This window comes from Micromonospora sp. NBC_01392, from assembly GCF_045040125.1.
Classification (GTDB): Bacteria; Actinomycetota; Actinomycetes; order Mycobacteriales; family Micromonosporaceae; genus Micromonospora.
The window spans coordinates 6,397,295-6,422,165 of the sequence record NZ_CP109549.1 but is presented as its reverse complement, the minus strand read 5'-3'; the positions used below and the strand labels follow the sequence as shown (position 1 = coordinate 6,422,165).

Sequence of the window (24,871 nt, the reverse complement as noted above, 5' to 3'; positions counted from 1 at the left end):
CGTCAGGTCCGGACGCGCAGCGACGGGTGGGCGGCCAGGAACGCGTCGGCCCGGCCACCGCGCAACGCGGTGAGGAAGTCGCGGCCCAGCGGCTGGAGCTGCTCGCCGCGGTACGCGCCGCCGCTGCCCACCCCGGTGCCGGGGAGCCCGACCAGCGTGATCCGGTCCGTCGGCATCCCGCCCAGCGCGTACGCGAAGTCGACGAGCTTCCGGCCGCCGCCGACGTACACCAGGGTTTTGCCGAGCGCGGCGACGACCTGCTCGACCCGCTGCGGGTCGCGGGCGGTGCCCTGGTCGAGGAGCTTGCCGGCGAGCGCGCGGAGCAGTTGCTGCTGGTGCCGCTGCCGGGTGTAGTCGCCGCCGGCGGTGTAGCGCTGCCGCGCGTAGTCGAGCGCCTGCCAGCCGACCAGGTGTCGCCGGCCCTTCTGGTAGACCATCTGCGGCCCGGTGTACCCGCCGCCGCCCAGCGGGCGCATCGTCCCGTCCGGCCGGCGGTGCCGGGAGGCGACCTTCTGGTCGACGTAGAGGTCGACGCCACCGAGCGTGTCCACCAGCTTGTCGAAGCCGCCGAACGTGATCACCGCGCCGGCGTCGATGCGCAGCCCGGTGTAGCGGGCGACCGTGGCGCGCAGCAGGTCGTACCCCTGGGCGGTGCTGGGGTGGGCCTTGTCGCCGGGCACCCGGCTGCCGTAGCTCATCGCGTGGGTGAGCTTGGTCTTCCCGCCCGGGTAGCGGGCCTTCGGGTAGGCGGGGATGTCGACCACCAGGTCGCGGGGGAGTGAGAACAGGTACGCCCGGTCCAGCCCGGCGGGCACGTGCAGCACCAGCACGGCGTCGGCGTGCGGCTCCCAGCCGGGGATGCTGACCCGGGTGTCCACGCCGACGAGCATCAGGTTGAGCGGGCCGGTCAGGTCGGCGCCGGGCGGCGGGGTGGGGCTGGCGGTGGTCGGCGCCGGCGTGGGCGTGCCGGGCGGCGAGGTGGCCGGCGCGGCGGCAGGGGTCGGCGTGTGGTGCCCGGTCAGTCGGGTGGCCGCCACCGCCCCACCGGCGACCAGCAGTGCCGCCACCAGGGCGGCCAGGCCCAACAGGCGTCGTCTCGTCACGGTTGTTTTCCTCTCCCCGTCGGATTCGACGCGTCCGGGGGTACCAGAGGTTGCACCGGCGGTCGAGCGCTCTGCATGATCTGCGAAAAACGCGTGCTGGCGCCATAGCTACCCGTCGGTAATGATGCCTTCATGCGCTACGACGTGGTCGTCATCGGTTCGGGTTTCGGCGGCAGCGTCACCGCGCTGCGGCTGGCCGAGAAGGGCTACTCGGTGGGCGTCCTGGAGGCCGGCCGCCGCTTCGCCGACGAGGAGTTCCCGCGTACGTCCTGGCACGCGCGACGGTTCCTGTGGGCACCGCGACTCGGCTGCTTCGGCCTCCAGCGGATCACGCTGCTCCGGTCCGCCGACCGGAAGGCCGGCGGCGGCGTGCTGGTCCTCTCCGGCGCCGGGGTGGGCGGCGGCTCACTGGTCTACGCGAACACGCTCTACGAGCCGCTGGACGCGTTCTACGCCGACCCGCAGTGGCGGGACATCACCGACTGGCGCGACGAGTTGGCCCGCCACTACGACCAGGCGAAGCGGATGCTCGGCGTGACCACGTACCCGATCGACACCGGCGCGGACCGGGCCATGCGGGCGGTGGCCGAGCGGATGGGCGTGGCGCACACGTTCCACCCGACGCCGGTCGGCGTGCACATCGGCCGCCCGGGCCAGCGGGTGCCCGACCCGTACTTCGGTGGGGTGGGGCCGGAGCGCACCGGGTGCAGCCACTGCGGGTCGTGCATGACCGGCTGCCGGCACGGCGCGAAGAACACGCTTGTCAAGAACTACCTCTGGCTGGCCGAGCGGCTCGGCGTGCAGGTCCACCCGCTGACCACGGTGACCGCGGTACGCCCCGACCCGGCCGGCGGCTACACGGTGCACACCGCGCGTACCGGGGCCTGGCTGCGCAAGCGCCGCGCGGTGATCCACGCCGACCAGGTGGTCTTCGCGGCCGGCGCGCTCGGCACCCAGCGGCTGCTGCACGAGATGAAGGCGACCGGCGCGCTGCCGGCGCTCTCGCCCCGGCTGGGCGAGCTGACCCGGACCAACTCGGAGGCGATCCTCGGCGCCTCGGTGGGTTCGGGCGCGGCCCGGCGGCGCGGTCTGGACTTCTCGGCGGGGGTGGCGATCACCAGCTCGTTCCACCCCGATCCGCAGACCCACATCGAGCCGGTCCGCTACGGCAAGGGCTCCAACGCGATGGGCCTGCTCCAGTCGCTGCTGGTCGACGGCGGGCCGCACCGGGTCCGGCGGTGGCTGGGCAGCATCGTCCGGCAGCCGGGGCTGGCGGCCCGGATGCTGTCCGTCCGCGGCTGGTCCGAGCGCACCGTGATCGCGCTGGTCATGCAGTCGGTCGACAACTCGCTGACCACCCGCTGGCGGGGCCGCCGGCTGGTCAGCGGGCCGGGTCACGGCGCGGCCAACCCGACCTGGATCCCGGCCGGCAACGAGGCGGTCCGGCTGCTCGCCGAGGAGATCGACGGCACCCCGGGCGGCGCGGTGACCGAGCCGTTCAACATCCCGATGACCGCGCACATCCTCGGCGGCGCGGTGATCGGAGCCACCCCGGCCGACGGCGTCGTGGACCCCTGGCACCGGGTGTACGGCCATCCGGGGCTGCACGTGGTGGACGGCGCGGCGGTCTCGGCGAACCTGGGCGTCAACCCGTCGCTGACGATCACCGCGCAGGCGGAGCGGGCGATGTCGTTCTGGCCCAACAAGGGCGACCCGGACCCCCGCCCCGCGCCGGGCTCGGCGTACCTCCGGGTGGCGCCCGTGGCGCCGCACACGCCGGCGGTCCCCCCGCACGCCCCCGCCGCGTTGCGGTGAAAGGAGGGGCCCCCTCTTAACGCCTCCGGTAGAGGCAGGGCCCCCTGTTGACACATTCGAGGCGCGACACCGCCGGGGCGCGTCCGGCGGCCCGGTGACTGTCGGTAGGCTTTGCGCACATGAGCACGCCTCGCCCCGTCCTCGTGGTGGACTTCGGAGCCCAGTACGCCCAGCTCATCGCGCGCCGCGTCCGCGAGGCGAAGGTCTACTCGGAGATCGTCCCGCATTCCATGCCGGTGTCCGAGATGCTGGCGAAGAACCCGGCCGCGATCATCCTGTCCGGCGGCCCGTCCAGCGTCTACGCCCCGGGCGCCCCGCAGATCGACGCCGGGATGTTCGACACCGACGTGCCGGTCTTCGGCATCTGCTACGGCTTCCAGGCGATGGCCCAGGCGCTCGGCGGCACGGTCTCGCGCACCGGCAACCGGGAGTACGGCGGCACCCCGCTGCGTCCGCGCCTGACCGAGCCCGGTGTGCTTCTCCGCGACCTGCCGGCCGACCTGCCGGTCTGGATGAGCCACGGCGACTGCGTGACCGAGGCGCCGGCCGGCTTCACGGTGACCGCCGAGTCGGCGGGCGCCCCGGTGGCCGCGTTCGAGGACCTGGCCGGTCGCCGGGCCGGCGTGCAGTTCCACCCCGAGGTGGGGCACACCGCGCACGGGCAGGAGATGCTGACCCGCTTCCTGTACGACATCGCCGGCGTGGCCCCGACCTGGACGCCGGAGAACATCATCGACGAGCAGGTCGCCCGCATCCGCGAGCAGGTCGGTGACAAGGAGGTCATCTGCGGCCTGTCCGGCGGCGTCGACTCGGCGGTCGCGGCGGCGCTCGTGCACCGGGCCGTGGGCGACCAGCTCACCTGCGTCTTCGTCGACCACGGGCTGCTGCGGGCCGGTGAGGCCGAGCAGGTGGAGAAGGACTACGTGGCGGCGACCGGGATCAGGCTCAAGGTGGTCGACGCGCGGGAGCGGTTCCTCGGCGCGCTCGCCGGGGTGACCGATCCGGAACAGAAGCGGAAGATCATCGGCCGCGAGTTCATCCGGGTCTTCGAGGCCGCCGCCCGGGAGATCGCCGCCCACGGCGACGTGGAGTTCCTCGTGCAGGGCACGCTCTACCCGGACGTGGTGGAGTCCGGCGGCGGCACCGGCACCGCCAACATCAAGAGCCACCACAACGTCGGCGGCCTGCCCGAGGACCTGAAGTTCTCCCTGGTCGAGCCGCTGCGCACGCTGTTCAAGGACGAGGTCCGCACGATCGGCCTGGAGCTGGGGCTGCCCGAGGCGATGGTCTGGCGGCACCCGTTCCCCGGCCCGGGCCTGGCCATCCGGATCATCGGCGCGGTCGACGAGGAGCGCCTCGCCGTGCTCCGCAAGGCCGACCTGATCGCCCGGCAGGAGCTGACCGCCGCCGGCCTGGACCGGGGCGTCTGGCAGTTCCCGGTGGTGCTGCTGGCCGACGTGCGCAGCGTCGGCGTGCAGGGCGACGGACGCACCTACGGGCATCCGGTGGTGCTGCGCCCGGTCTCCAGCGAGGACGCGATGACCGCCGACTGGTCCCGGCTGCCCTACGAGGTGGTGGCCCGGATCTCCACCCGGATCACCAACGAGGTCGCCGAGGTCAACCGCGTGGTGCTGGACGTGACAAGCAAGCCGCCGGGCACCATCGAGTGGGAGTGACGCCGGGTCAGGCGGCGGGCGGCGGCCCCGCCTGCGGCCCGGCCTGCGACCCCGGCCCGGCCGGCGGGACCGGCGGCCAGCCGGGCGCGGTGCCCGGCGGGTGCGGCCAGGCGGGCGCGCCGGCCGGCTCCTCGGGCATCAGGAACCACATGATCGGGTACGCGAGCGCGGCCAGCCCGCCGGTGAGCACGGTGGTGACCGCGAACGCCACCCGGACCAGCGTGGGGTCGACGGCGAAGTAGCGACCGAGGCCGCTGGCCACGCCGGCGATCATGCGGTCGCTGACCGGCCGGCGGAGCTGCTTGTACGGGGGCTGGAAGGGGTTCGTGGACGTCATGTGTCCACGGTTGCGCGGCGGACGGCGGGCGACCTCGGTGACCGCCCGGACACCTACCCTGACCTGTCCCTGAGGCGCCAGCAAAGAGTCAGGAATCTGACTCTTTTCGATGGAGGTAACGGCCGCCGGGGAGAATTTGCTCCCGTGACCACCTCGCTGGAGCCGCTGCGCAGGATCGCGGCATACGCAGTTTGTGCTGATTCGAACGGCCGAGTGTTGCTGGTCCGCGCATCGGAGCGCTCCGGCACCCCCGGCACCTGGTCGCTCCCCGGAGGGGCGGTCGACCACGGTGAGGACCCCAAGCACACAGTCGTCCGGGAGACCGCGGCCGAGACCGGGCTCTCCGTCGCCGTCGCCGGCCTCCAGGACGTGCTGGCCGACATGCGGGCGTTGCCCGAGCGGCACATCACGATCCACACCGACCGCCTCCTCTACACCGTGTCGGTGCGGGGCGGGACGCTCACCGAGCGGGTCGACCGCCCCACCGACCTGGCCCGCTGGTTCACCCTCGACGAGGCCCGCGGGCTGCCGCTGCGGTCGTTCACCGCGCGTGCCCTGGGGCTGCCCACCTCCTCGCACGACGTGGTGCCGGAGGAGGTCCCCGAGTTCCCCTCGTTCTACGCCGTCCCCGGCCCGGACGGGCTGCACCGCGCGCAGCGCTTCGCCGCGTACGCGGTGGTGACCGACCCGGAGGAGCGGGTGCTGCTGACCCGCGTCTCCGACGGCTATCCGGGCGCCGGCTGCTGGCACCTGCCCGGCGGCGGCACCGACTACGGCGAGCAGCCCGCCGCGGCGCTGATCCGGGAGCTGGTCGAGGAGACCGGGCAGACCGGCCGCCTGGTCGAGTTGCTCGGAGTGGCCAGCCACCGGGACGCCGCCTCGCTCGGCCCGGAGGGCTACCCGATCGACTGGCACGGCGTCCGCGCCTTCTACCGGGTGGTCGTGGACAAGCCCGCCCCGCCCACCGTGGCGGACGTCGGCGGCTCCACGTGCGAGGCCCGCTGGTTCCGGCGCGAGGAACTCGGCGCCCTCCCCACCGACCGCCTCACCGAGGTGACGGCCGAGGCCGTCCAGGCCGCCCACCTCATCTGACCCACCCCACCCCACCCCCACCGCCCGCGCGTCGGTGATCATGAGGTTGGCGGGACGAAATGTCCGTCCCGGGACCGCTAACCTCATGATCGACGCTGGAATGGGCCGGGGAGGGGTGCGGGGTGGAGCGGTGGCGGCGGGTGGGGGCGTACGGGGTTCTTCGGGACGGGGCGGGGCGGGTGCTGTTGGCGCGGGGGGCGGCGGGGGGCCCGTACCCGGGGGTGTGGCAGTTGCCCGGCGGTGCGGTCGAGCACGCCGAGCACCCGGCCGACGCCGTGGTGCGCGGGTTCGCCGCGGAGACCGGGCTGACCGTGGCGGTCGGCGCGATCCGCGCCGCGGTCGCCGACGTGGCCGTCTCCCGCGCCGACGCGGTGGCGGTGCACACCGACCGGCTGGTCTTCGAGGTCGAGGCCCGGGGCGGACGGTCGCGGCCCGAGCCGGCCGGCGGCAGCGACGAGCTGGGCTGGTTCACCCCGGACGAAGCCGCGGACCGGCTGCTGATGCCGTTCAGCGCCGAACTGCTCGGCCTGCCCGTGTCGCCGCTGCCGGCCGACCTGCCCCGGGTGCTGCCGGCTGCGCCGGCCACCGACCGCCGGCAGCGTTTCGCCGCGTACGGGCTGGTCACCGACCCGGACGACCGGGTGCTGCTCACCATGATCGCCCCCGGCTATCCGGGCGCCGGCAGGTGGCACCTGCCCGGCGGCGGCACCGACCACGGCGAGCAGCCGGCCGCCGGGCTGCTCCGCGAGCTGGTCGAGGAGGCCGGTCAACTGGGCCGCGTGGTCGAGTTGCTGGCGGTGGACAACCTGCACACGCCCGCCGCGCTCGGCCCGGAGGGCCGCCCGCTGGACTGGCACGGCATCCGGGTGATCTACCGGGTCCGGGTGGACGCGCCGACCGAGGCGGTGGTGACCGAGCTGGCCGGCGGTTCCACCGCCCGGGCCGCCTGGTTCACCCGACCGCAGGTGGCCGGTCTGTCGATGACCGAGGTGGCGGTCCGGGCCACCCGGCGCGGGGTGAGCTGAACCGCTCACCGAGCCGCCCTGGGCCACCTCCGGTACAGTCGGGAAGAGGGATGACGGAGAGAAAAGGGCGTTGCGGCCCGAGATGGGAATAACTGAGCGGTTAGTGCGGTTGAGGCAGATATAAGTACCGCCGGCAGCTATCGCCAAGCCCCCGTCCCCTGTGCAATGGTGTACTCCGCAAATGGGCTGCCGGGCCCGAAAGGTCCGGCACGAGACAGCCGGACACCCGCCCCGACGTGGGCGGCCAGCCGATCCGGTGATGGAGGAAACGTGCCGAGAGCCCCATGGCGCCGGCGTCGTACTACTGACAGTCCGCGCCCCGCAGGGCGTCGCTGGGCGGGCCGGTTGCGCCGCAGCAGCACGTTCGCCCGCCAGGTGCTGTTGGTCCGGGTGGGCCGCCGGGACGGCCTGGCCGGTCCCGGGACCGACCTGGTCACCCCCGACCGCCGCTACGCCGACCGCCAGCGTCTCCGCTACGGCCGGTTCGACGCCGACGTCGAAGCGGTACGCCCGATCAGCCCGGCGCTCGCCCCGGCCGCGCCGGTCGACGAGTCCCCGGCCATGTCGATCCCGCTGCTGCCCGGCGAGCGCACCGCCGCCCGGCGCGCCAAGTTCGCGCTGGTCAACGCGTGCACCCTGAGCAGTCTCATGCTCGGCATGCTGGCCATCTTCCTGGCCATGCAGGGCGAGGTGCGGCTCGCCGCGGTCTGCCTGATCGCGTGCGTCGCGTTCGACGGCCTCGACGGCGCCCTGGCCCGCAAGCTCGGCGTGGCCAGCCCGTTCGGCGCGCAGATGGACTCGCTTGCCGACATGTGCTCGTTCGGCCTCGCCGCGCCGGTGGTGGTCTACGCCTCGCTGGCCGGCTCGGTGCCGCCGGCCGCCGCCGCGGTCGCGTGTGCCCTGGTCGCGGCGTGCGCGGCCATCCGGCTCGCCCGGTTCAACGTCTCGCCGAAGGACGGCCGGTTCTTCTGCGGCGTGCCGACCACCATGGCGGCGATGGTGCTCGCCCTGACCGTGGCGATCGGCGTGCCGGTCCCCGGCCTGGTCATGGTCGCCGGCGTGGCGCTGCTCGCCTTCGCGATGGTGTCCAGCTTCCCCTACGCCAAGCTCGCCCGGCTGCTGAAGCTGCCGCCGTGGCTCTGGGTGGCCCCGGTGGTCGGCGCGCTCGTCGACATCCGGCTCACCTTCGCCCTCGTGGTGGTGGGTTACCTGGCCAGCGGTCCGCTGCTCTGGCTGCACCAGCGCCGCGACGCCTGACACGCGTCACGTAACGCCAAAGGGGCGCCGCTCGCGAGAGCGGCGCCCCTTTCGCGTACGTCGCGGGCGGGTCAGCGCCAGCGGGCGATGACCGTCGACCCGCCGATCACCTTGTCGCCGGGGCCGACCAACGGGTCCGCGGCGTCGACCGGCAGGTAGACGTCGGTGCGCGAGCCGAACCGGATCAGACCGAAGCGCTCGCCCTTCGCCAGCAGCGAGCCGACCGGTGCCCGCTGCACGATACGGCGCGCGATCAGGCCGGTGCGCTGCGCCACGATCACCGTGCCGTGGTCGGTGTCCAGCACCGTGTACGCCGCCACGTTGTGCTCGGCGTCCGGCTTCATGGCGTTGACGAAACCACCGTCGGCGACGAAGTAGTCGACCACCTTGCCGGCCACCGGAGCCCGGTTGACGTGCACGTCCAGCACCGACAGGAAGACCGCGACCCGCAGCCACTCGCCGTCGCCGAAGCGCTCGTCGGTGAGCCGCTGCACGGACAGGACCTGGCCGTCCGCGGAGGCGACCACGGCCGACGGGTCCTCCGGGACGTCCCGCTGCGGGTCCCGGAAGAACGCGGCCACCGGCGCCGCGGCCAACGCCGGCACCAGCCAGAGCCTGGACTTCGGCCGGGCGGCCCGGGCCAGGGCGGCCAGGCCGAGCGTGATGCCGGCGGCGGCCACCCCGTTGGAGTCGATGTGCATCTGCCGGGTCACCGGCACGCTCGACGGCCGGTACGCCGGCGACAGCGAGGCCGCCAGCGCGGCCGGCGCCGGGGTGAGGCGCAGGTGGTGCACGCGGACCGGCGGGGAGTTGCGCAGCACCACGTCGGTGCGGACGCCGTGCAGCACGCCCTGCCGCTCCAGCTCGGGGCCGGCGCCCTCGGTGCGGAACAGCGGCGCGGCGACGCTGAGCACCGCGCCGTCGGCCAGGTACTTGGACAGGCCGTCCACCGCGGCACGGGCCTCCTCGGCGGTGCCGGTGAACGGCTCGGCGACGAACACCACAGCGGCGGCGTCCGCCTCGGTGAGCGTGTCGACCACGCGTACCCGGTCGGCGACCCAGCGGCCCTGGGCCGTCACGTGCTCGCGGAGCGCCGCCGCCGCGGTGCCCTCCGCCGGCACCACGACCAGCCGGTCGCCCGGGAGCAGCGCCTCGATCGCCGCGGCCAGCACCGCGGACTCCGGGGTCGCGCCGACCAGCAGGCCGGTCTTCGGGTCGTTACGCCGGGCGAACTCGCTGACGAGCGTGCGGGCGGCGCGCTCGCCGACGCGGACCGCACCGGACGGACCGGTGACACGCACGGCGGGGGACTGGGTCATGTCGGACGAGCTCCTGACGCGGTAGGGACGGACGGGGACCGCTACGGCGACGCGACCGGCCGGCCGGGGCGGAACGGGAGCGCCGGGCGTGGTCGGGGCGGCCCGGACCGGACGGCGGAAGGCGGGGTCTCCCTCGATCCAGCATAGGCCGCGCCCGCGGGCCGCCGCACCGGCGCGGTCAGGCCGGCGGCTCCCCGGGGGTACGCCGTCCGGCCGGTGGCGCGGCGGCCCCCGGGTCGACCGCGGGCAGCTCGCGGGTGGCCGGCCCGGACCGGTCCTCCGGTTCGGCGGTGGCCGGTTCCCCGGTCGCCGGTCCGGCCGCTGACCGGCCCGCCCCGTGCTCGGCCGGCAGGTCCTCCCGGGCCGGCGCCGGCACCTCGGTCACCGCGTCGGTGGCCCACTCGTCGGCCCGCTCGGCAGCCGGGCCGACGCCGGCCGGGGTGCCGTCCCGGTACGGCGCGGCCACCGTCGTCTCCGCGCCGCCCGGCTGCCCGTGCTGGTCGGGCTGGTCGGGCTGAGCCGGTGCCGTCGGCCGGTCCGGGCCGCGGACCGAGCGCAGCGCGCCGACCAGGCCGAGCAACCCGATCACGACCAGCCCGCCGGCCAGGAACCAGCCCACCGGGGGCACGTCCAGCCCGAGGATCCGGGCCAGCAGCCACCAGAGGGCGAGCCCGAGGAAGACAAGTCCGAAGGCGAACGACACGATGTCCGTACGGTGGGCCTTCACCGGGTCACCTCCAGATTGCCGGCGTTCACGTGGACGTAGAGACGCAGCTTGCCCCCGCCGGGGCCGTCCGCGCCGGCGTCGGTGCTCTCCCAGCGGCGACCGCTGAGCCCGCCGGTGTGCCGGCCGAAGACGGTGGCGTCACCGGCGTTCACGTCGGCCACCGTGGTCACGTCCACGTTCGCCGGCACGACCACCGTCGCGTTGCCGAGGTTCACGTCCACGGTCACCTGGATGTCCTGCTTGTCGAAGTCGATGGCCCGTAGGTCGAGCACCGCGTCACCGAGGTTGTTCTCGTACCGGTCGGCCAGGTCGCGGCGGTCGGTCGGGGCCCAGGTGACGTTGCCGTCGATGCCGCGTACCCGGTCGTAGGACTCGGCGACGGTGGCGACGCCGAGCGCCGCCGCCGTCACCAGACCGAGAGCGATCAGCCAGCGGGCGCGGCCGAACCAGGTGCCCACGAGCAGTCCCAGGCCGATGGTGGCCAGCGCCGCGGCGAAGTAGCCGGCCGCGCCGACCGGGAACACGCCGAGCAGGTCGAGCATCGCCACCAGGCCCAGCGCCAGGAAGATCAGCGAGAACGTGATCGCACCGAGCGGGGAGCGTTCCCTCGGCCGCTTCGGCGGCCGGGGCGGTCGGGCCGGCGGCGGGGCGAGGGGCGACCCGGCGTACGGGCCGTGCGGGGCGAACGGCGGACGGTAGCCGCCCGGCGGTAGCGGCGCGCCCACCGGGGCGGGCGGGGGCACGGCGGCCGGTCCGCCGAGCGGTGCGCCGGTGGTCGGCGCGGCGAGCCAGCTCGGGGCCGCGCCGGGGCCCGGCCCGGTGCCGGTGTCACCGGCCGGCGACGTCACCGGGGGCAACGCGGCGGTCACCGGCTCGGACCGGGCCGGTCGGGTGCCGGCCGCGGCGGGCCAACCCGGGGCGGGCAGCGGCGCGGTCGGGTAGCCGATCCCGGCACCGGTGGCCGGGGCGGGCGGATAGCCGGGTCGGGCATGACCGGGCGGCGTGGCCGGGTAGCCGGGGAACGGGGCAGCCGGATAGCCGGATTCGGCGTGGCCGGGCGGGTGGCCGGGCTCGGCGTCCGCGTGCGGTGCGGCGGGGTGGCCCGGCCCGGTCCGGGCGGACGCGGTGACCGGGTCGCCCGCTGCGGACCGGGCGGCCGGTGCGGAGCCGGCCCCGGGCGGGCCGGCCGGCCAACCCGGCGTGACCTCGACCGGTTCGTCGGTCCGGGACGCGGCGCCGGCTCCGGCCGGCGGCGCGTACCCGGCGGGTCCGGCCGGCCACGGCGGGACGGGCGGCGTCGGCCCGGATCCGGCGGGCGGACCGGCCCAGGAGGCAGCCGGTGGCGCGGGGAACGGCCCGCCGGACGGCGGCACCGGACCGGGGTACGCGCCGGCCCGGGGCACGGGCCCGCGCTGGTCGCGGTTGAGCATCAGCGCGCCGCCGATCAGGATCACGGCGCCGAGCAGGATGGCCCGGAAGCCGTCGGTGACGACGTACGCGAAGCCGACCGCGACCACGATGCCGAGCACGATGACGGTGACCGGGGACATGCTGGAGCGACCCCGGCCGAGCATCGACTCCACGGGTGAGGCGGTGTCGCCCTCCCCGGGGATGATCAACCACGCGGCGACGTAGACCAGGATGCCGATGCCGCCGAAGAAGCCGAGCACGGCCAGCAGGACGCGCCACAGCACCGGGTCGGTGTTGGTGGCCCGGCCGATGGCGGCGCACACCCCGGCCAGGTAGCGGCCCTCGCGGGGGCGGACCAGCCCGTACCGGGTGGTGAAGCCGGCGGCGCCGGGCGGTGGGGCGTACCCGCCGGGGGGTGGCTCGGCGAACGGCGCGCCGCCGCCGGGCGGCGGGGGCGTGTCGTCGGCGGTGGGGGCCGGCCCCGGCGGGGGCGGCGGTGGATCGTCCTGTGCTGCCGCCCAGGGGCGGGGCGGACGGGCAGCGTCCTCGGTCATGCCTCCGATAGTGCTGCCCCGGCCGCCCGGACGACCTCCGGAACCGACCCTGACCCCACCCTGAGATCCCCCGGCGGGGAATGTCCGGGGCGTCCCCGTGGTCCGGGGCGTTCCGATCGTGTGACGATCGGGTCGTCGGCCGCCGCCGGCACCTCGCGCCGAACCGGGAGTCCGAAGATCAGCAGCACCGTCACGCCGCATCCCCCGCGCCTCTACCGGGCCACCGAGCACCGGTTGGCCGCCGGGGTGGCCGCCGGCATCGCCGAGCACCTGGGCATCCCGGTGCTCCGGGTCCGCGTGGCGTTCATGGTGCTGCTCGGGCTCAGCGGGCTCGGGCTGCTGCTCTACGCCGCGTTCTGGGCGGTGGTCCCGCCCCGGCCCGGCGACACCGCCGTGCCGCCCCGCCGCGACCTCGCCCAGTTGCTGCCGTTCGTGGTGATCGGGTTGGGCGTGCTGCTGCTCCAGGTGGTCGCGTTCGACTCCGTCGGGGCGGCCGGCACCGCCGGCTGGCTGGTCGCGATCATCGCGGTCGGCGCCGGGGTCATCTGGCACCAGTCCGGCCCGGAGCGTCGCCGGCAGTGGGGCGACTCGGCGGTGCCCTGGCTGGGCGCGGTGGTGGAGGAGAGCGACCGGCGGGCGTTCGTGCTCCGCTTCATCGGCGGCGGCGTGCTCGTCGCGGTCGGCATCATCGGCGTGGCCGCCGTCTACTCGCCGGCGCAGAACTTCGACGCGGTGCTCAACGGCGTCATCTTCGCGCTGGTCGGGCTGGCCGGCGTGGGCGTGGTGACCGGCCCGGTGCTGTGGCGCACCTGGAACCAGCTCCGCTCGGAGCGGGAGGGGCGGATCCGCGAGCAGGAGCGCGCCGAACTCGCCGCCATGGTGCACGACCAGGTGCTGCACACGCTCGCCCTGATCCAGCGCAACGCCGGCGACGTCAAGACCGTGCAGCGGCTGGCCCGGGGGCAGGAACGCTCGCTGCGCAACTGGCTCTACAAGCCGGCCGCCTCGCCGACCGAGCGCTTCGCGGCCGCGCTGGAGCAGGCCGCCGCCGAGGTGGAGGACACGTTCGCGATCACGGTCGAGGCGGTGGTGGTCGGCGACCGGGAGACCGACGAGCGGGTCGGCGCGCTCGTCGCGGCCACCCGGGAGGCGCTCGTCAACGCGGCCCGGCACGCCGGGGTCCAGACCGTGTCGCTCTACGCCGAGGTGGAGCCGGAGCAGGTAAGCGCGTTCGTGCGGGACCGGGGCAAGGGCTTCGACCCGGATACGGTGGAGAATCACCGGCACGGCGTCCGGGGTTCGATCATCGGCCGGATGCAGCGGCACGGCGGCCGGGCGGAGATCCGGTCCGAGCCGGGGGAGGGGACGGAGGTCCGGCTGATCCTGCCGATCAGCGGCTCCGGCTCCGGTGCCGGCTCCACGGCGGAAAGGGACAGGTGACCATGTCCGAGCAGGAACCGGTCGAGGGCGCGGCGCCGCGAGGGCCGCTGCGGGTGTTCCTCGTCGACGACCACGCCATGTTCCGGGCCGGCGTCCGCGCCGAGCTGGGCACCCGCGTCGAGGTCGTGGGCGAGGCCAGTTCGGTGGCCGAGGCGGTGGCCCGGATCGCGGTCACCCAGCCGGACGTGGTGCTGCTGGACGTGCACATGCCGGACGGGGGTGGCCGCGCCGTGCTGGAGGCGATGCGGCGTACCCACCCGCAGGTGAGGTTCCTGGCGCTGAGCGTCTCCGACGCGGCCGAGGACGTGATCGGGCTGATCCGGGCGGGCGCCCGGGGGTACGTGACGAAGACCATCTCGCCCGAGGAGCTGACCGACGCGATCCGCCGGGTGGCCGACGGCGACGCGGTGTTCAGTCCGCGGCTGGCCGGGTTCGTGCTGGACGCGTTCGCGTCCCGGCCGGACGCGCCGGTCGCCGATCCCGAGCTGGATCAGCTCACCAACCGGGAGCGCGAGGTGCTGCGGCTGCTCGCCCGGGGTTACGCGTACAAGGAGATCGCCAAGGAGCTGTTCATCTCGATCAAGACGGTGGAGACGCACGTCTCCAACGTGTTGCGCAAGCTCCAGATGTCGAACCGCTACGAGCTGTCCCGCTGGGCCGCCGACCGTCGGCTGGTCTGATCGCCGGCAGCCTCGTCCACCTGGTCGGCGGGGGTGCCCGCACAGTCGACGAGGACCTCAGCCGTACGGGTAAAAACTGCGCGTACCCGGCGTTCGCTCGCGCGTTCCGCAGCGGGCCGCGGCCTGCCCGCGCGCCGGAGGTTCGGGGTGGTCTGGATCGAGGTGGGCATGTCGTGCCTGGTCAGAGGCGTGTGATCCGCGCCGTTTGTGATCTTTTCTCAGGTATCAGCGACGTGGCGAGCAACTAACGGCTTGATAACGGCACCTTCACGGAAAGGGCCGGTGGGTGTCACAGTGGCAGCACCTCACCCCCCGGTGTGAGGCATCTCGTCGGGCCCGCCGACCACGGAACGCCGCTACCGCGCCGCCCCGTGGTCGTCGATCCTGCGTGATGTCCTCGTCGAAGGGTGTGGCGCCCGGCGGATCGGTACCCCAGGGGTGTCCCGATTTCCTCTGCGGTAAACCGGCGACCTGTGGTTCGGGTCGTCGGCGGTGTCACCCCCCACACGTGCGTGAAACCCACGACGGAACCAGGTTAGAAAGAGGAGGCCCCTCGCAATGAGAGTCTCGAAGCGGGCGAGCGGCGCGCTCGCGGTGGGCGCGGCATTCGCGCTCGTCGCGTCCGGCTGCTCCAGCGGGAACAACGACGGTGGCGACACCGGCGCGAGCAAGGACGGCGCCATCGTCATCGACGGCACCCAGCCGGAGAACCCGCTGGTTCCGTCGAACACCACCGAGACCGGTGGCGGCAAGATCATCGACTGGGTCTGGAGCGGTCTGGTCGAGTACCCCAACAACGGTGGGGCGCCGCAGAACCTGCTCGCCGAGTCGATCGACACGAGCGACTCCAAGGTCTTCAAGATCAAGATCAAGCAGAACACCAAGTTCCACGACGGCAGCACGGTCAAGGCCGAGAGCTTCGTCAAGGCCTGGAACTGGGCGGCGTACGGGCCGAACGGCGCGCAGAACGCCTCCTTCTTCTCCGACATCCAGGGCTTCGGCGACGTCTACACCGAGGACCCGGACGGCCCGGACGGCCCGAAGAAGGCCCCGGAGCCGAAGGCCAAGGAGATGTCCGGCCTGAAGGTCGTCGACGACTGGAACTTCGAGGTCACGCTCTCCGCGCCGACCGCCGTGTTCCCGACCAAGCTCGGCTACAGCGCCTTCATGCCGCTGCCGGACGCGTTCTTCGCCACCACCCCGGCGGAGTTCGGCAAGAAGCCGATCGGTAACGGCCCGGTCAAGCTCGTCTCCTGGCAGGACGACGTCGAGATCAAGCTCACCCGCTTCGACGACTACAGCCTGCGCGACAAGATGAAGATCAAGGACGTCACCGTCAAGATCTACCAGGACGACACGGCGGCCTACAACGACCTGCTCGCCAACAACCTGGACTTCCAGCAGCAGGTTCCGGTCTCGTCGCTGGCCGGCGACAAGTGGAAGACCGACCTGGGCGAGCGGGCGATCTCCACGACGATCCCGTCGACCGGCATCATCGCCTTCCCGATCTACGACAAGCGCTTCACCAACCCGAAGCTGCGCAAGGCGATCTCGCTGTCCATCGACCGCCAGGCGATCACCGACAAGATCTTCTTCGGTAACCGCAAGCCGGCCGACAGCTGGGCCAACCCGCTGACCCCGGGCGCCGCGCCGGGTAACTGCACCGCCTGCAAGTTCGACGTGGCCCAGGCCAAGCAGCTCCTCCAGGAGGCCGGTGGCTTCCAGGGCAAGCTGACCCTGTCGTACAACGCGGACGCCAGCCACAAGGAGTGGATGGAGGCCGTCGCCCAGCAGATCAAGACCAACCTGGGCATCGACGCGGTCGCCGTCGGCGTGCCGACCTTCGCGGTGTTCCGTGCCAACATCAACAACTACAAGATGACCGGCATGTACCGCGCCGGCTGGCAGCAGGACTACCCGGACGTCGAGAACTGGATCAACCCGCTCTACGTGACCGGCGGTTCCTCGAACGACGGCAAGTACAGCAACCCGCAGGTGGACGCCCTCGCCAAGGAGGCCTCCGCGGCCCCCAGCATCGAGGAGGCCCACAAGAAGTTCGCCGAGGCCGTCAAGCTGATCGACGAGGACGTCCCGACGATTCCGATCTACTTCAGCGGCGAGCAGTCCGGCCACTCGGAGAAGATCAAGAAGCTGGAGCTGACCAACGTCGGCGAGCTCGACATCACCTCGGTCGAACTCTGATCCGAACGGTCTGACCCCGGGTCGGGCTCGCCTACCGGTGAGCCCGGCCCGGGGCCGTTCCGCGAGGGGGTGTACAACAAACCCCTCGCACGTTGTCGTCACCGCGTCGGGTGCCCGGCGCTCCCTGTCTGGAGGACCACCCCATGGGCCGTTATCTCTTGAGACGGCTGCTGCAACTCGTGCCGGTGTTCATCGGTACGACGTTCCTGATCTACTGGCTCGTCTGGTCGGTGCCCGGTGACCCCTTCGCCGGCAAGTGCGGCGACCGTGGCTGCCCGCCGAACTACCGGGCCATGATGACCGAGAAGTACCATCTCGACGACTCGATCTGGGTGCAGTACGCCAGCTACATGAAGAACCTGTTCCAGGGGGACTTCGGGGTCACGTTCGGCGGTCGCGAGATCAGCGACATCATCGCCACGTCGTACCCGAACACCCTGAAGCTGGCGGTGGTCGCGCTCGCCATCGAGGCCGTGATCGGTCTCGGCGCGGGCATCCTGACCGGTCTGCGACGCAACGGTTTCCTGGACAACCTGGTCCTGGTCTCCACCCTGTTCCTGATCGCCCTGCCGGTCTTCGTGATCGGCTTCGTGCTCCAGTGGGTGCTCGGCGTCAAGTGGGGCATCATCAACCCGACCGTCTCCAACGAGATGCGGTTCAGCGAGCTGATCGTGCCCGGCTTCGTGCTCGGCAGCGCCTCGATGGCGTACATCGCCCGGGTGGCGCGCACGAGCATCGCCGAGAACCGGCGGGCCGACTACGTCCGCACCGCGATCGCCAAGGGTCTCCCGATGCGCCGGGTGGTCGGTGTGCACCTGCTCCGCAACTCGCTCATCCCGGTGGTCACGCTGCTCGGCACCGACCTCGGCGCGCTGATGGGTGGCGCGATCGTGACCGAGGGCATCTTCGGCATCAACGGCATCGGCCGGCAGGTGCTCCGCTCGATCGTCACCAAGGAGAGCGCTACCGTTGTCGGCATCGTGGTGGTGCTGGTGGTCGTCTACCTCGTGATGAACCTGCTGGTGGACCTGCTCTACGCCGCCCTCGACCCGAGGATCCGCTATGAGTGACGAGCGCCGCAGCGAACGAATCGTCCCAGCAGTCTGCGCGGGCAACCAGGCCCGCGCCGAGCGCAGCGAGGTGCGGGCATGAGTGACCCGAGTACCGCGTCGATCGTGTCGACGCCGCCCGCGACCATGCCCACCGCGGCCGGGTCCGGTGCGCCCACCGACGCCGGCCTGCCGGAGAGCGCCAAGCAGCAGAAGCCGCGTGGCCTGCTCGGCGACGCCTGGCTCGACCTCCGTCGCAAGCCGCTGTTCTGGATCTCCGCCGCGTTCATCCTGCTCTTCATCGTGATGGCCGCGTTCCCGTCGCTGTTCACCTCGGGCGACGCGGTCAACGGCGCGTTGGAGCGCAGCCGGGTCGAGCCGTCGTCGTCGGCCTGGTTCGGCTACGACGTGCAGGGCCGCGACGTCTACTCCCGGGTCATCTACGGCGCCCGCGCGTCGATCGTGGTGGCCCTGGTCTCCACCATCCTCACGCTGCTGTTCGGCGGCGCGATGGGCATCATCGCCGGCTACCGCGGCGGCTGGGTGGACGCGGTGCTGTCCCGGGTCGCGGACATCTTCTTCGGCCTGCCGTTCGTGCTCGGCTCGATCGTCATCCTGACCACGTTCAACGGCTCGGGCACCGACAACGGCGAGTGGACGATCATGGGGCTGGTCATCCTGTCCCTGAGCGTGCTGAGCTGGCCCGTGGTGATGCGGCTGATGCGCTCCTCGGTGCTCGCCACCAAGGAGGCCGACTACATCGTCGCGGCCCGCGCGCTGGGTGCCGGCACCGGCCGGATCATCCTGAAGCACCTGCTGCCGAACTGCCTGGCGCCGCTGCTGGTCTACGGCACGATCATGGTGGGCTCGTTCATCGGCGCGGAGGCCACGCTCTCCTTCCTGGGCATCGGCCTGAAGAGCCCGGTGGTCTCCTGGGGCATCATGATCAGCGAGGCGCAGAACTACATCCGGGTCTCGCCGTTCCTGCTGTTCTTCCCCTCCGCGTTCCTCGTCACCGCCGTGCTGAGCTTCGTGATGCTCGGCGAGGCGGTCCGCGAGGCCCTCGACCCGAAGCTCCGATAGGGGAACTGAGTTGTCCGACATTCTCGTGTCCGAGCAGTCCGCGGCCGGCGCCGACGGATCCGGCCGCCCCTCGGGCCGCCTGCTCGAGGTCGACGACCTGCGGGTCGAGTTCCGCACCCGGGACGGCGTCGCCAAGGTCATCAACGGTGTGACGTACCACGTCGACGCGGGGGAGACCCTCGCCGTGCTCGGCGAGTCCGGCTCCGGGAAGAGCGTCACCGCGCAGACGGTCATGGGCATCCTGGACACCCCGCCCGGGTTCGTCACCGGCGGCGAGGTCCGCTTCCACGGCAAGGACATGCTCAAGCAGTCCGCCGAGCAGCGGCGACGGATCCGTGGCGAGGGCATCGCCATGATCTTCCAGGACTCGCTCTCGGCCCTCAACCCGGTTTTCACCGTCGGCTTCCAGATCGCCGAGCAGTTCCGCATCCGGCGCGGCCTCAGCCGCTCGGACGCCAAGAAGCGCGCGATCGAGATGCTCGACCAGGTGAAGATCCCCAACGCCAAGGGTCGGTTCAGCAACTACCCGCACCAGTTCTCCGGCGGTATGCGGCAGCGCGCCATGATCGCGATGTCGATCGCGCTCGACCCGGAGGTGCTGATCGCCGACGAGCCGACCACCGCGCTGGACGTGACCGTGCAGGCCCAGATCATGGACCTGCTCGGCGAGCTCCAGCGGGAACGGCAGATGGGCATGATCCTGATCACCCACGACCTCGGCGTGGTCGCCGACGTCGCGGACCGGATCGCGGTCATGTACGCCGGCCGGATCGTCGAGGAGGCCAACGTCTACGAGCTGTACGCCAAGCCGGCGCACCCGTACACGCTCGGCCTGCTCAACTCGATCCCGCGGATGGACGAGAAGGGGCAGGAGCTCCGGACCATCAAGGGGCTTCCGCCGAACCTGATGAACATCCCGCCGGGCTGCGCCTTCAACCCGCGCTGCCCGATGGCGCAGCCGGTGTGCCGGGAGAAGGTCCCGCCGCTGCTGCAACTGGGCCACGGCCGGGCCAGCGCCTGCCACTTCGCCGAGGAGCTCGTGAACCGTGACTGAGAACATCATCGAGGTTCGTGACCTGGTCAAGCACTACCCCGTGACCCAGGGTGTGGTGTTCAAGAAGACCATCGGTCACGTCAAGGCGGTCGACGGCGTCTCCTTCGAGCTGAAGGCCGGCGAGACGCTCGGCGTGGTCGGCGAGTCCGGCTGCGGCAAGTCGACGCTCGCCCGGGTGCTGATGAACCTGGAGAAGCCGACCGCCGGCCAGGTGCTCTACAAGGGCCAGGACATCTCCAAGCTCTCCGGTGGCGCGCTGCGGCGGTTGCGCCGGCAGATCCAGCTGGTGATGCAGGACCCGTACACCTCGCTGAACCCCCGGATGACGGTCGGTGACCTGATCGGCGAGCCGTTCGAGATCCACTCCGAGGTGGCTCCGCGCGGCAGCCGACGCGGCAAGGTCAAGGAACTGCTCGACCTGGTCGGCCTCAACCCTGAGCACATCAACCGCTACCCGCACCAGTTCTCCGGCGGTCAGCGGCAGCGCATCGGCATCGCCCGGGCGCTGGCGCTACGGCCCGAGGTGATCGTCTGCGACGAGCCGGTGTCGGCCCTGGACGTGTCCATCCAGGCCCAGGTGATGAACCTGCTGGAGAAGCTCCAGGCCGAGCTCGGTCTGTCGTACGTCTTCATCGCCCACGACCTGTCGGTCGTGCGCCACCTGTCGGACCGGGTCGCCGTCATGTACCTGGGCAAGATGGTGGAGGTCGGCACCGAGGACGAGATCTACGAGCGGCCGACCCACCCGTACACCCAGGCGCTGCTGTCGGCGGTGCCGGTGCCGGACCCGACCCTGCGGGAGAGCAAGGCGATCATCCGGCTCCAGGGTGACGTCCCCTCGCCGGTCAGCCCGCCCTCGGGCTGCCGGTTCCGCACCCGGTGCTGGAAGGCGCAGGACGTCTGCGCCCAGGAGGTGCCGCTGCTGGAGATCCGGCCGGGCTCGGATCACCCGAGCGCCTGCCACTTCGCGGAGAAGCGGCAGATCGTCGTCACCCACGAGGTGGCCTGAACCAGACCGGACCGCCTGCCGACGTCAGCCCGACGCCGGCAGGCGGTTCGTCGTCTGCCGGGCAGTTCGGGTCACAGCGGGCCGCGGCCGGCGCGCAGCAGCAGAAGCGCGAGCTGAGTGCCGTCGGCACCGAGTTCGGTGCGGAACCGCTCCAGGATCTCCCGCTCGCGGGAGAGCACCAGGCGGGTGCCCCCGGCCGCCATCCGGGTCGCGCCGACCTCCTGGGACAGCGCCGCCCGTTCCTGCCAGAGCGCGATGAGCGTCCGATCGATCTCGTCGATCCGGCGCCGGATCTCACCGATCCGCTCGGCCGCCACCGAGTCGTCGGTGCCGGTCCGCGCCGCCGCGGCGCCGGTCGGGTCACCGCCGGCCTTCCGGTCGTGCCGCGCCAGGCCGCCGCTGGACTCCACCACGTCAGTCATCATCGTCGTCCCTCTCGGGGCTCGGACCCGGTACCCGGATCCCGGGACGGAAAAGCCCCGGGCTCGGGGAGCCCGGGGCTTTTCGTAGGTCTGATGTGATCAGGCGCGACCCACGGCTGCCGGACTCCCGGTGCCGTAGTAAAAAAAGCGCTTGTCGAACACGTCGTCGAGTATGCCGACCGGCGGGGCGGACGCGCAAGGAAACCGGCCAACAGGTGGGACGGGACGCGGTAAGGGGACCCGGGCGCGCGGACGGGGAAGTGTCCGGGCGACGGCATAGACTCGGGCTGCGATGCATCCTCTCTTCGACATTCCCGCGTCCCCGCCCGCGCCGGAGTCCCGGCCGACCCCGCCGCGCCGTTCCGGGGGCGCCCGGTCGGATCCGCAGGCCCTCCTCGACGGCCTGAACGGCCCGCAGCGGGACGCGGTGACCCACGCCGGCTCCCCGTTGCTGATCGTGGCCGGCGCCGGCTCGGGCAAGACGCGCGTGCTGACCAACCGGATCGCCTACCTGCTCGCCGCCCGGGACGTGCACCCCGGCGAGATCATCGCGATCACGTTCACCAACAAGGCCGCCGGCGAGATGAAGGAACGGGTGGCCGCGCTGGTCGGCCCGCGCGCCCGGATGATGTGGGTGTCGACGTTCCACTCGGCCTGTGTCCGGATCCTGCGGGCCGAGCACGAGCACGCCGGCCTCAAGTCGACGTTCTCCATCTACGACGCCGACGACTCCCGGCGGCTGATGCAGCTGGTGGCCCGCGAGCTGGACCTGGACCCGAAGCGCTACCCGGCGCGGGGTCTGGCGGCCCAGGTGTCCAACCTGAAGAACGAGCTGGTCGACCCGGAGGAGTTCGCCGGCCGGGCCAAGGGGCCGAACGAGCGGGCGTTGGCCGAGGCGTACGCGCTCTACCAGCGCCGGCTGCGCGAGGCCCACGCGCTGGACTTCGACGACCTGATCATGACCACCGTGCACCTGCTCCAGTCGCACCCGCACGTGGCGGAGAGCTACCGGCGCCGGTTCCGGCACGTGCTCGTCGACGAGTACCAGGACACCAACCACGCCCAGTACGTCCTGATCAAGGAGCTGGTCTCCGGCACCGAGGGCATCCCGCCGGCCGAGCTGTGCGTGGTGGGCGACGCCGACCAGTCGATCTACGCGTTCCGGGGCGCGACCATCCGCAACATCCTGGAGTTCGAGCGGGACTTCACCGACGCCCGCACCATCCTGCTGGAGCAGAACTACCGCTCGACCCAGACCATCCTCAACGCGGCCAACGCGGTCATCGACCGGAACACCTCACGCAAGCCCAAGCGGCTGTGGAGCGACGCCGGCGCGGGCGAGCAGATCGTCGGCTACGTGGCGGACACCGAGCACGCCGAGGCGGACTGGGTGGCCCGGGAGATCGACCGGCTGGTCGACGCCGGCGACACCCGGCCGGGCGACGTGGCGGTCTTCTACCGCACCAACGCCATGTCCCGGGTGTTCGAGGAGGTGTTCATCCGGGTCGGCCTGCCCTACAAGGTGGTCGGTGGGGTGCGCTTCTACGAGCGCAAGGAGGTCCGCGACGCGCTGGCCTACCTGCGGGCCGTGGTCAACGACGACGACACGGTCAGCCTGCGCCGGATCCTCAACACCCCCCGGCGGGGCATCGGCGAACGGGCCGAGGCCTGCGTCGAGGCGCTGGCCGCCCGGGACCGCATCTCGTTCGGCGCCGCGCTGCGCCGGGCGAAGGACGCGCCGGGCATCTCCACCCGGGCGGCCAACGGCATCGCCGAGTTCGTCGCACTGCTCGACTCGGCCCGTGAGCTGACCGCCACCGGCACCCCGGAGGAGGTTCTGGAGGCGCTGCTGACCCGCTCGGGCTACCTGGCCGAGCTGGAGGAGAGCCTCGACCCGCAGGACGCCGGCCGGGTGGACAACCTCCAGGAACTGGTGAGCGTCGCCCGGGAGTACACCGAGCGGATCGAGTCGCTGGGCGCGGACGACGAGCGGGCCACGCTGGCCGGCTTCCTGGAGCAGGTGGCGCTGGTCGCCGACGCCGACGCGATCCCCTCCGACGACCCCGACCACCAGGGCGTGGTCACCCTGATGACGCTGCACACCGCCAAGGGGCTGGAGTTCCCGGTGGTCTTCCTGACCGGCCTGGAGGACGGCGTCTTCCCGCACCTGCGTTCGCTCGGCGACACCCGCGAGCTGGAGGAGGAGCGCCGGCTGGCGTACGTGGGCATCACCCGGGCCCGGCAGCGCCTCTACCTGTCCCGGGCGGTCACCCGGTCGGCCTGGGGTGCGCCGGCCTACAACCCACCGTCGCGGTTCCTGGAGGAGCTGCCGCCGGAGCTGGTGCGGTGGGAGCGCACCGAGGGGTCGTACACCTCGTGGGGTGGCGGCGGTGGTGGCGTCGGTGGCCGGGCGGACCGGATGTCCGGCGGCGGCCGGGGTGGCTTCACCGGCGGCACGCCCCGGGCGACCCAGCTCGCCAAGCGTCTCGGCGTGGACGCCAGCCGGTTGGCCACCGCGAGCGACCTGAAGCAGGCGCCCAAGGTCTCGGTGGGCGACCGGGTCAACCACCAGCGCTACGGCCTGGGTCGGGTGCTGGCGGTGGAGGGTGCCGGGCCCGGTGCCCGGGCGCAGATCGACTTCGGCGAACAGACCATGTGGCTGGTGCTGCGGCACGCGCCGATCGACAAGCTCTGAGCGTCGAGGAGGCCCGGTCCGGTGTCACACCGGCCGGGCCTCCTCGTCGTACGGTGCGGTCAGCAGGCCACGTCGACGCCGCGGGCGCGCAGGAACGGCGCCGGGTCGATCTGGTTCCACATCGCACCCTGGTGCACCTCGAAGTGCAGGTGCGGGCCGGTGGCGTCACCGGTGGCGCCCTCGTAGCCGATGACCTGACCGGCCTTGACCCGGTCGCCGACGTCGACGAGCAGCCGGCTCTGGTGGGCGTAGTGGGTCAGGTAGCCGTTGTGGTGGTCGACGAAGACGGAGTTGCCGTAGCCGTCGCCCACGTCGCCGGCCTTGACCACGGTGCCGGACGCGGCGGCCCGGATCGGGGTGCCGTCGGGCATGGCGAAGTCGATGCCGGCGTGCAGCGTGCCCCACCGCGGCCCGAAGCAGGAGGTGATGTCGGCCCCCTGCATCGGGATGACCCAGCTCGGCTTCGGCGCGGCCTTCTTCTTCGTCAGCTTCGGCTTCGGCTTTGGCTTCGGCGGCACGGTCTTCGGCGGCTTCGGGCTGGTCGCGCTCGGGCTGGGGGACGGGCTGGCCGGCGTCGCGGACGGGGTGACCGGGCGGAGCGACTCGCGGGCCGACCGGTCGGCGCGGGCAGCGGCCTCGGCGCGGGCCCGCGCGTCGAAGTCGACCGCGGCCGGCGCCGGCGCCGGACTGTCGTCGGTGGCGACCAGGACGCCGCCGAGGCCGAGACCGAGCAGGGCCAGCGCGCCGGTGACCAGGTACGCGGTCCGCCGGCCGGTCCGCCGGTGCCGGGCGGGGGCGGGGTCCGGGGTGGTGCCGTTCGGGGTGGGACTGCTGTGCTGCACGGGAACCTTCACCAGTTGAGGGGCACGTGGACCTGGAAATACTGGTGTCGGTCTCCGAGCGTTCCGGTGGCGGGTTCGCG

The 24,871-nt window shown here is 72.7% G+C and carries 20 protein-coding genes; 13 read left to right on the top strand and 7 right to left on the bottom strand.

The window, feature by feature from the left end; all coding sequences use genetic code 11:
• Nucleotides 1-2 precede the first annotated feature (2 nt).
• Nucleotides 3-1,103, bottom strand: a complete 1,101-nt coding sequence (locus OG767_RS27950) for an LCP family protein (RefSeq protein ID WP_405091178.1) — start codon at nucleotides 1,101-1,103, stop codon at nucleotides 3-5.
• A gap of 132 nt (nucleotides 1,104-1,235) precedes the next feature.
• Between OG767_RS27950 and OG767_RS27945 the strand changes: the two genes are divergently transcribed.
• Together OG767_RS27945 and guaA are read left to right on the top strand one after the other, a co-directional pair.
• Entirely contained in the window at nucleotides 1,236-2,918 is a 1,683-nt protein-coding gene (locus tag OG767_RS27945; protein ID WP_405091177.1) for an FAD-dependent oxidoreductase, read from the top strand.
• A 119-nt stretch (nucleotides 2,919-3,037) separates the two neighbouring features.
• Complete coding sequence (gene guaA / locus OG767_RS27940) at nucleotides 3,038-4,594, top strand: glutamine-hydrolyzing GMP synthase (RefSeq protein WP_107158871.1); 1,557 nt, start codon at nucleotides 3,038-3,040, stop codon at nucleotides 4,592-4,594.
• A 7-nt stretch (nucleotides 4,595-4,601) separates the two neighbouring features.
• On the opposite strand, the gene OG767_RS27935 is transcribed toward guaA, so the two are convergent.
• Nucleotides 4,602-4,931, bottom strand: coding sequence for a PspC domain-containing protein (locus OG767_RS27935; RefSeq protein ID WP_405091176.1), 330 nt, complete (start codon nucleotides 4,929-4,931; stop codon nucleotides 4,602-4,604).
• Nucleotides 4,932-5,075: 144 nt separating this feature from the next.
• Between OG767_RS27935 and OG767_RS27930 the strand changes: the two genes are divergently transcribed.
• From OG767_RS27930 to OG767_RS27920, 3 genes are all read left to right on the top strand, one after another.
• Nucleotides 5,076-6,023, top strand: coding sequence for an NUDIX domain-containing protein (locus tag OG767_RS27930; RefSeq protein ID WP_405091175.1), 948 nt, complete (start codon nucleotides 5,076-5,078; stop codon nucleotides 6,021-6,023).
• Nucleotides 6,024-6,145: 122 nt separating this feature from the next.
• The gene (locus tag OG767_RS27925; RefSeq protein WP_405091174.1) at nucleotides 6,146-7,048 is read left to right on the top strand and encodes an NUDIX hydrolase; all 903 of its coding nucleotides are present in this window, start codon (nucleotides 6,146-6,148) and stop codon (nucleotides 7,046-7,048) included.
• 345 nt (nucleotides 7,049-7,393) lie between these two features.
• Nucleotides 7,394-8,305, top strand: coding sequence for a CDP-alcohol phosphatidyltransferase family protein (locus tag OG767_RS27920; protein WP_405091173.1), 912 nt, complete (start codon nucleotides 7,394-7,396; stop codon nucleotides 8,303-8,305).
• Between the two features lie 71 nt (nucleotides 8,306-8,376).
• Here OG767_RS27920 and OG767_RS27915 read toward each other — a convergent pair whose 3' ends face one another.
• From OG767_RS27915 to OG767_RS27905, 3 genes are all read right to left on the bottom strand, one after another.
• On the bottom strand, nucleotides 8,377-9,624 hold the full coding sequence (locus OG767_RS27915; RefSeq protein ID WP_405091172.1) for a phosphatidylserine decarboxylase: 1,248 nt from the start codon (nucleotides 9,622-9,624) through the stop codon (nucleotides 8,377-8,379).
• Nucleotides 9,625-9,802: 178 nt separating this feature from the next.
• The gene (locus OG767_RS27910; protein WP_405091171.1) at nucleotides 9,803-10,351 is read right to left on the bottom strand and encodes a hypothetical protein; all 549 of its coding nucleotides are present in this window, start codon (nucleotides 10,349-10,351) and stop codon (nucleotides 9,803-9,805) included.
• Nucleotides 10,348-12,315 carry a PspC domain-containing protein gene (locus OG767_RS27905; RefSeq protein ID WP_405091170.1) on the bottom strand — a complete coding sequence of 656 codons (1,968 nt, stop codon included), beginning with the start codon at nucleotides 12,313-12,315 and terminating at the stop codon, nucleotides 10,348-10,350. Before OG767_RS27905 ends, OG767_RS27910 begins: the two co-directional genes overlap by 4 nt.
• A gap of 177 nt (nucleotides 12,316-12,492) precedes the next feature.
• Here OG767_RS27905 and OG767_RS27900 point away from each other — a divergent pair, with 177 nt between their 5' ends.
• The 7 genes from OG767_RS27900 (at nucleotide 12,493) to OG767_RS27870 (ending at nucleotide 20,832) form a co-directional block, all read left to right on the top strand.
• Nucleotides 12,493-13,755 (top strand): ATP-binding protein, encoded by a 1,263-nt coding sequence (locus OG767_RS27900; RefSeq protein ID WP_281938603.1) that lies wholly within the window; start codon nucleotides 12,493-12,495, stop codon nucleotides 13,753-13,755.
• 2 nt (nucleotides 13,756-13,757) lie between these two features.
• Complete coding sequence (locus OG767_RS27895; protein ID WP_107158888.1) at nucleotides 13,758-14,435, top strand: response regulator transcription factor; 678 nt, start codon at nucleotides 13,758-13,760, stop codon at nucleotides 14,433-14,435.
• Nucleotides 14,436-14,993: 558 nt separating this feature from the next.
• Entirely contained in the window at nucleotides 14,994-16,637 is a 1,644-nt protein-coding gene (locus OG767_RS27890; protein WP_405091169.1) for an ABC transporter substrate-binding protein, read from the top strand.
• 143 nt (nucleotides 16,638-16,780) lie between these two features.
• Nucleotides 16,781-17,707 carry an ABC transporter permease gene (locus OG767_RS27885; RefSeq protein WP_396769395.1) on the top strand — a complete coding sequence of 309 codons (927 nt, stop codon included), beginning with the start codon at nucleotides 16,781-16,783 and terminating at the stop codon, nucleotides 17,705-17,707.
• 78 nt (nucleotides 17,708-17,785) lie between these two features.
• Nucleotides 17,786-18,769, top strand: coding sequence for an ABC transporter permease (locus OG767_RS27880; protein WP_405091168.1), 984 nt, complete (start codon nucleotides 17,786-17,788; stop codon nucleotides 18,767-18,769).
• A gap of 25 nt (nucleotides 18,770-18,794) precedes the next feature.
• A complete protein-coding gene (locus OG767_RS27875) occupies nucleotides 18,795-19,823 on the top strand; it encodes an ABC transporter ATP-binding protein (RefSeq protein ID WP_405094333.1) in 1,029 nt (342 codons plus the stop codon).
• Entirely contained in the window at nucleotides 19,816-20,832 is a 1,017-nt protein-coding gene (locus tag OG767_RS27870) for an ABC transporter ATP-binding protein (protein WP_405091167.1), read from the top strand. Before OG767_RS27875 ends, OG767_RS27870 begins: the two co-directional genes overlap by 8 nt.
• Before the next feature lie 71 nt (nucleotides 20,833-20,903).
• Here the strand turns inward: OG767_RS27870 and OG767_RS27865 are convergent, their stop codons facing one another.
• Nucleotides 20,904-21,257: a chorismate mutase gene (locus tag OG767_RS27865; RefSeq protein ID WP_281937976.1), complete on the bottom strand. Its 354-nt coding sequence runs from the start codon at nucleotides 21,255-21,257 to the stop codon at nucleotides 20,904-20,906.
• A gap of 289 nt (nucleotides 21,258-21,546) precedes the next feature.
• Between OG767_RS27865 and pcrA the strand changes: the two genes are divergently transcribed.
• Nucleotides 21,547-23,949, top strand: a complete 2,403-nt coding sequence (gene pcrA / locus OG767_RS27860) for a DNA helicase PcrA (protein ID WP_405091166.1) — start codon at nucleotides 21,547-21,549, stop codon at nucleotides 23,947-23,949.
• Between the two features lie 59 nt (nucleotides 23,950-24,008).
• Here pcrA and OG767_RS27855 read toward each other — a convergent pair whose 3' ends face one another.
• The gene (locus tag OG767_RS27855) at nucleotides 24,009-24,791 is read right to left on the bottom strand and encodes a M23 family metallopeptidase (RefSeq protein ID WP_405091165.1); all 783 of its coding nucleotides are present in this window, start codon (nucleotides 24,789-24,791) and stop codon (nucleotides 24,009-24,011) included.
• Between the last annotated feature and the right edge of the window lie 80 nt (nucleotides 24,792-24,871).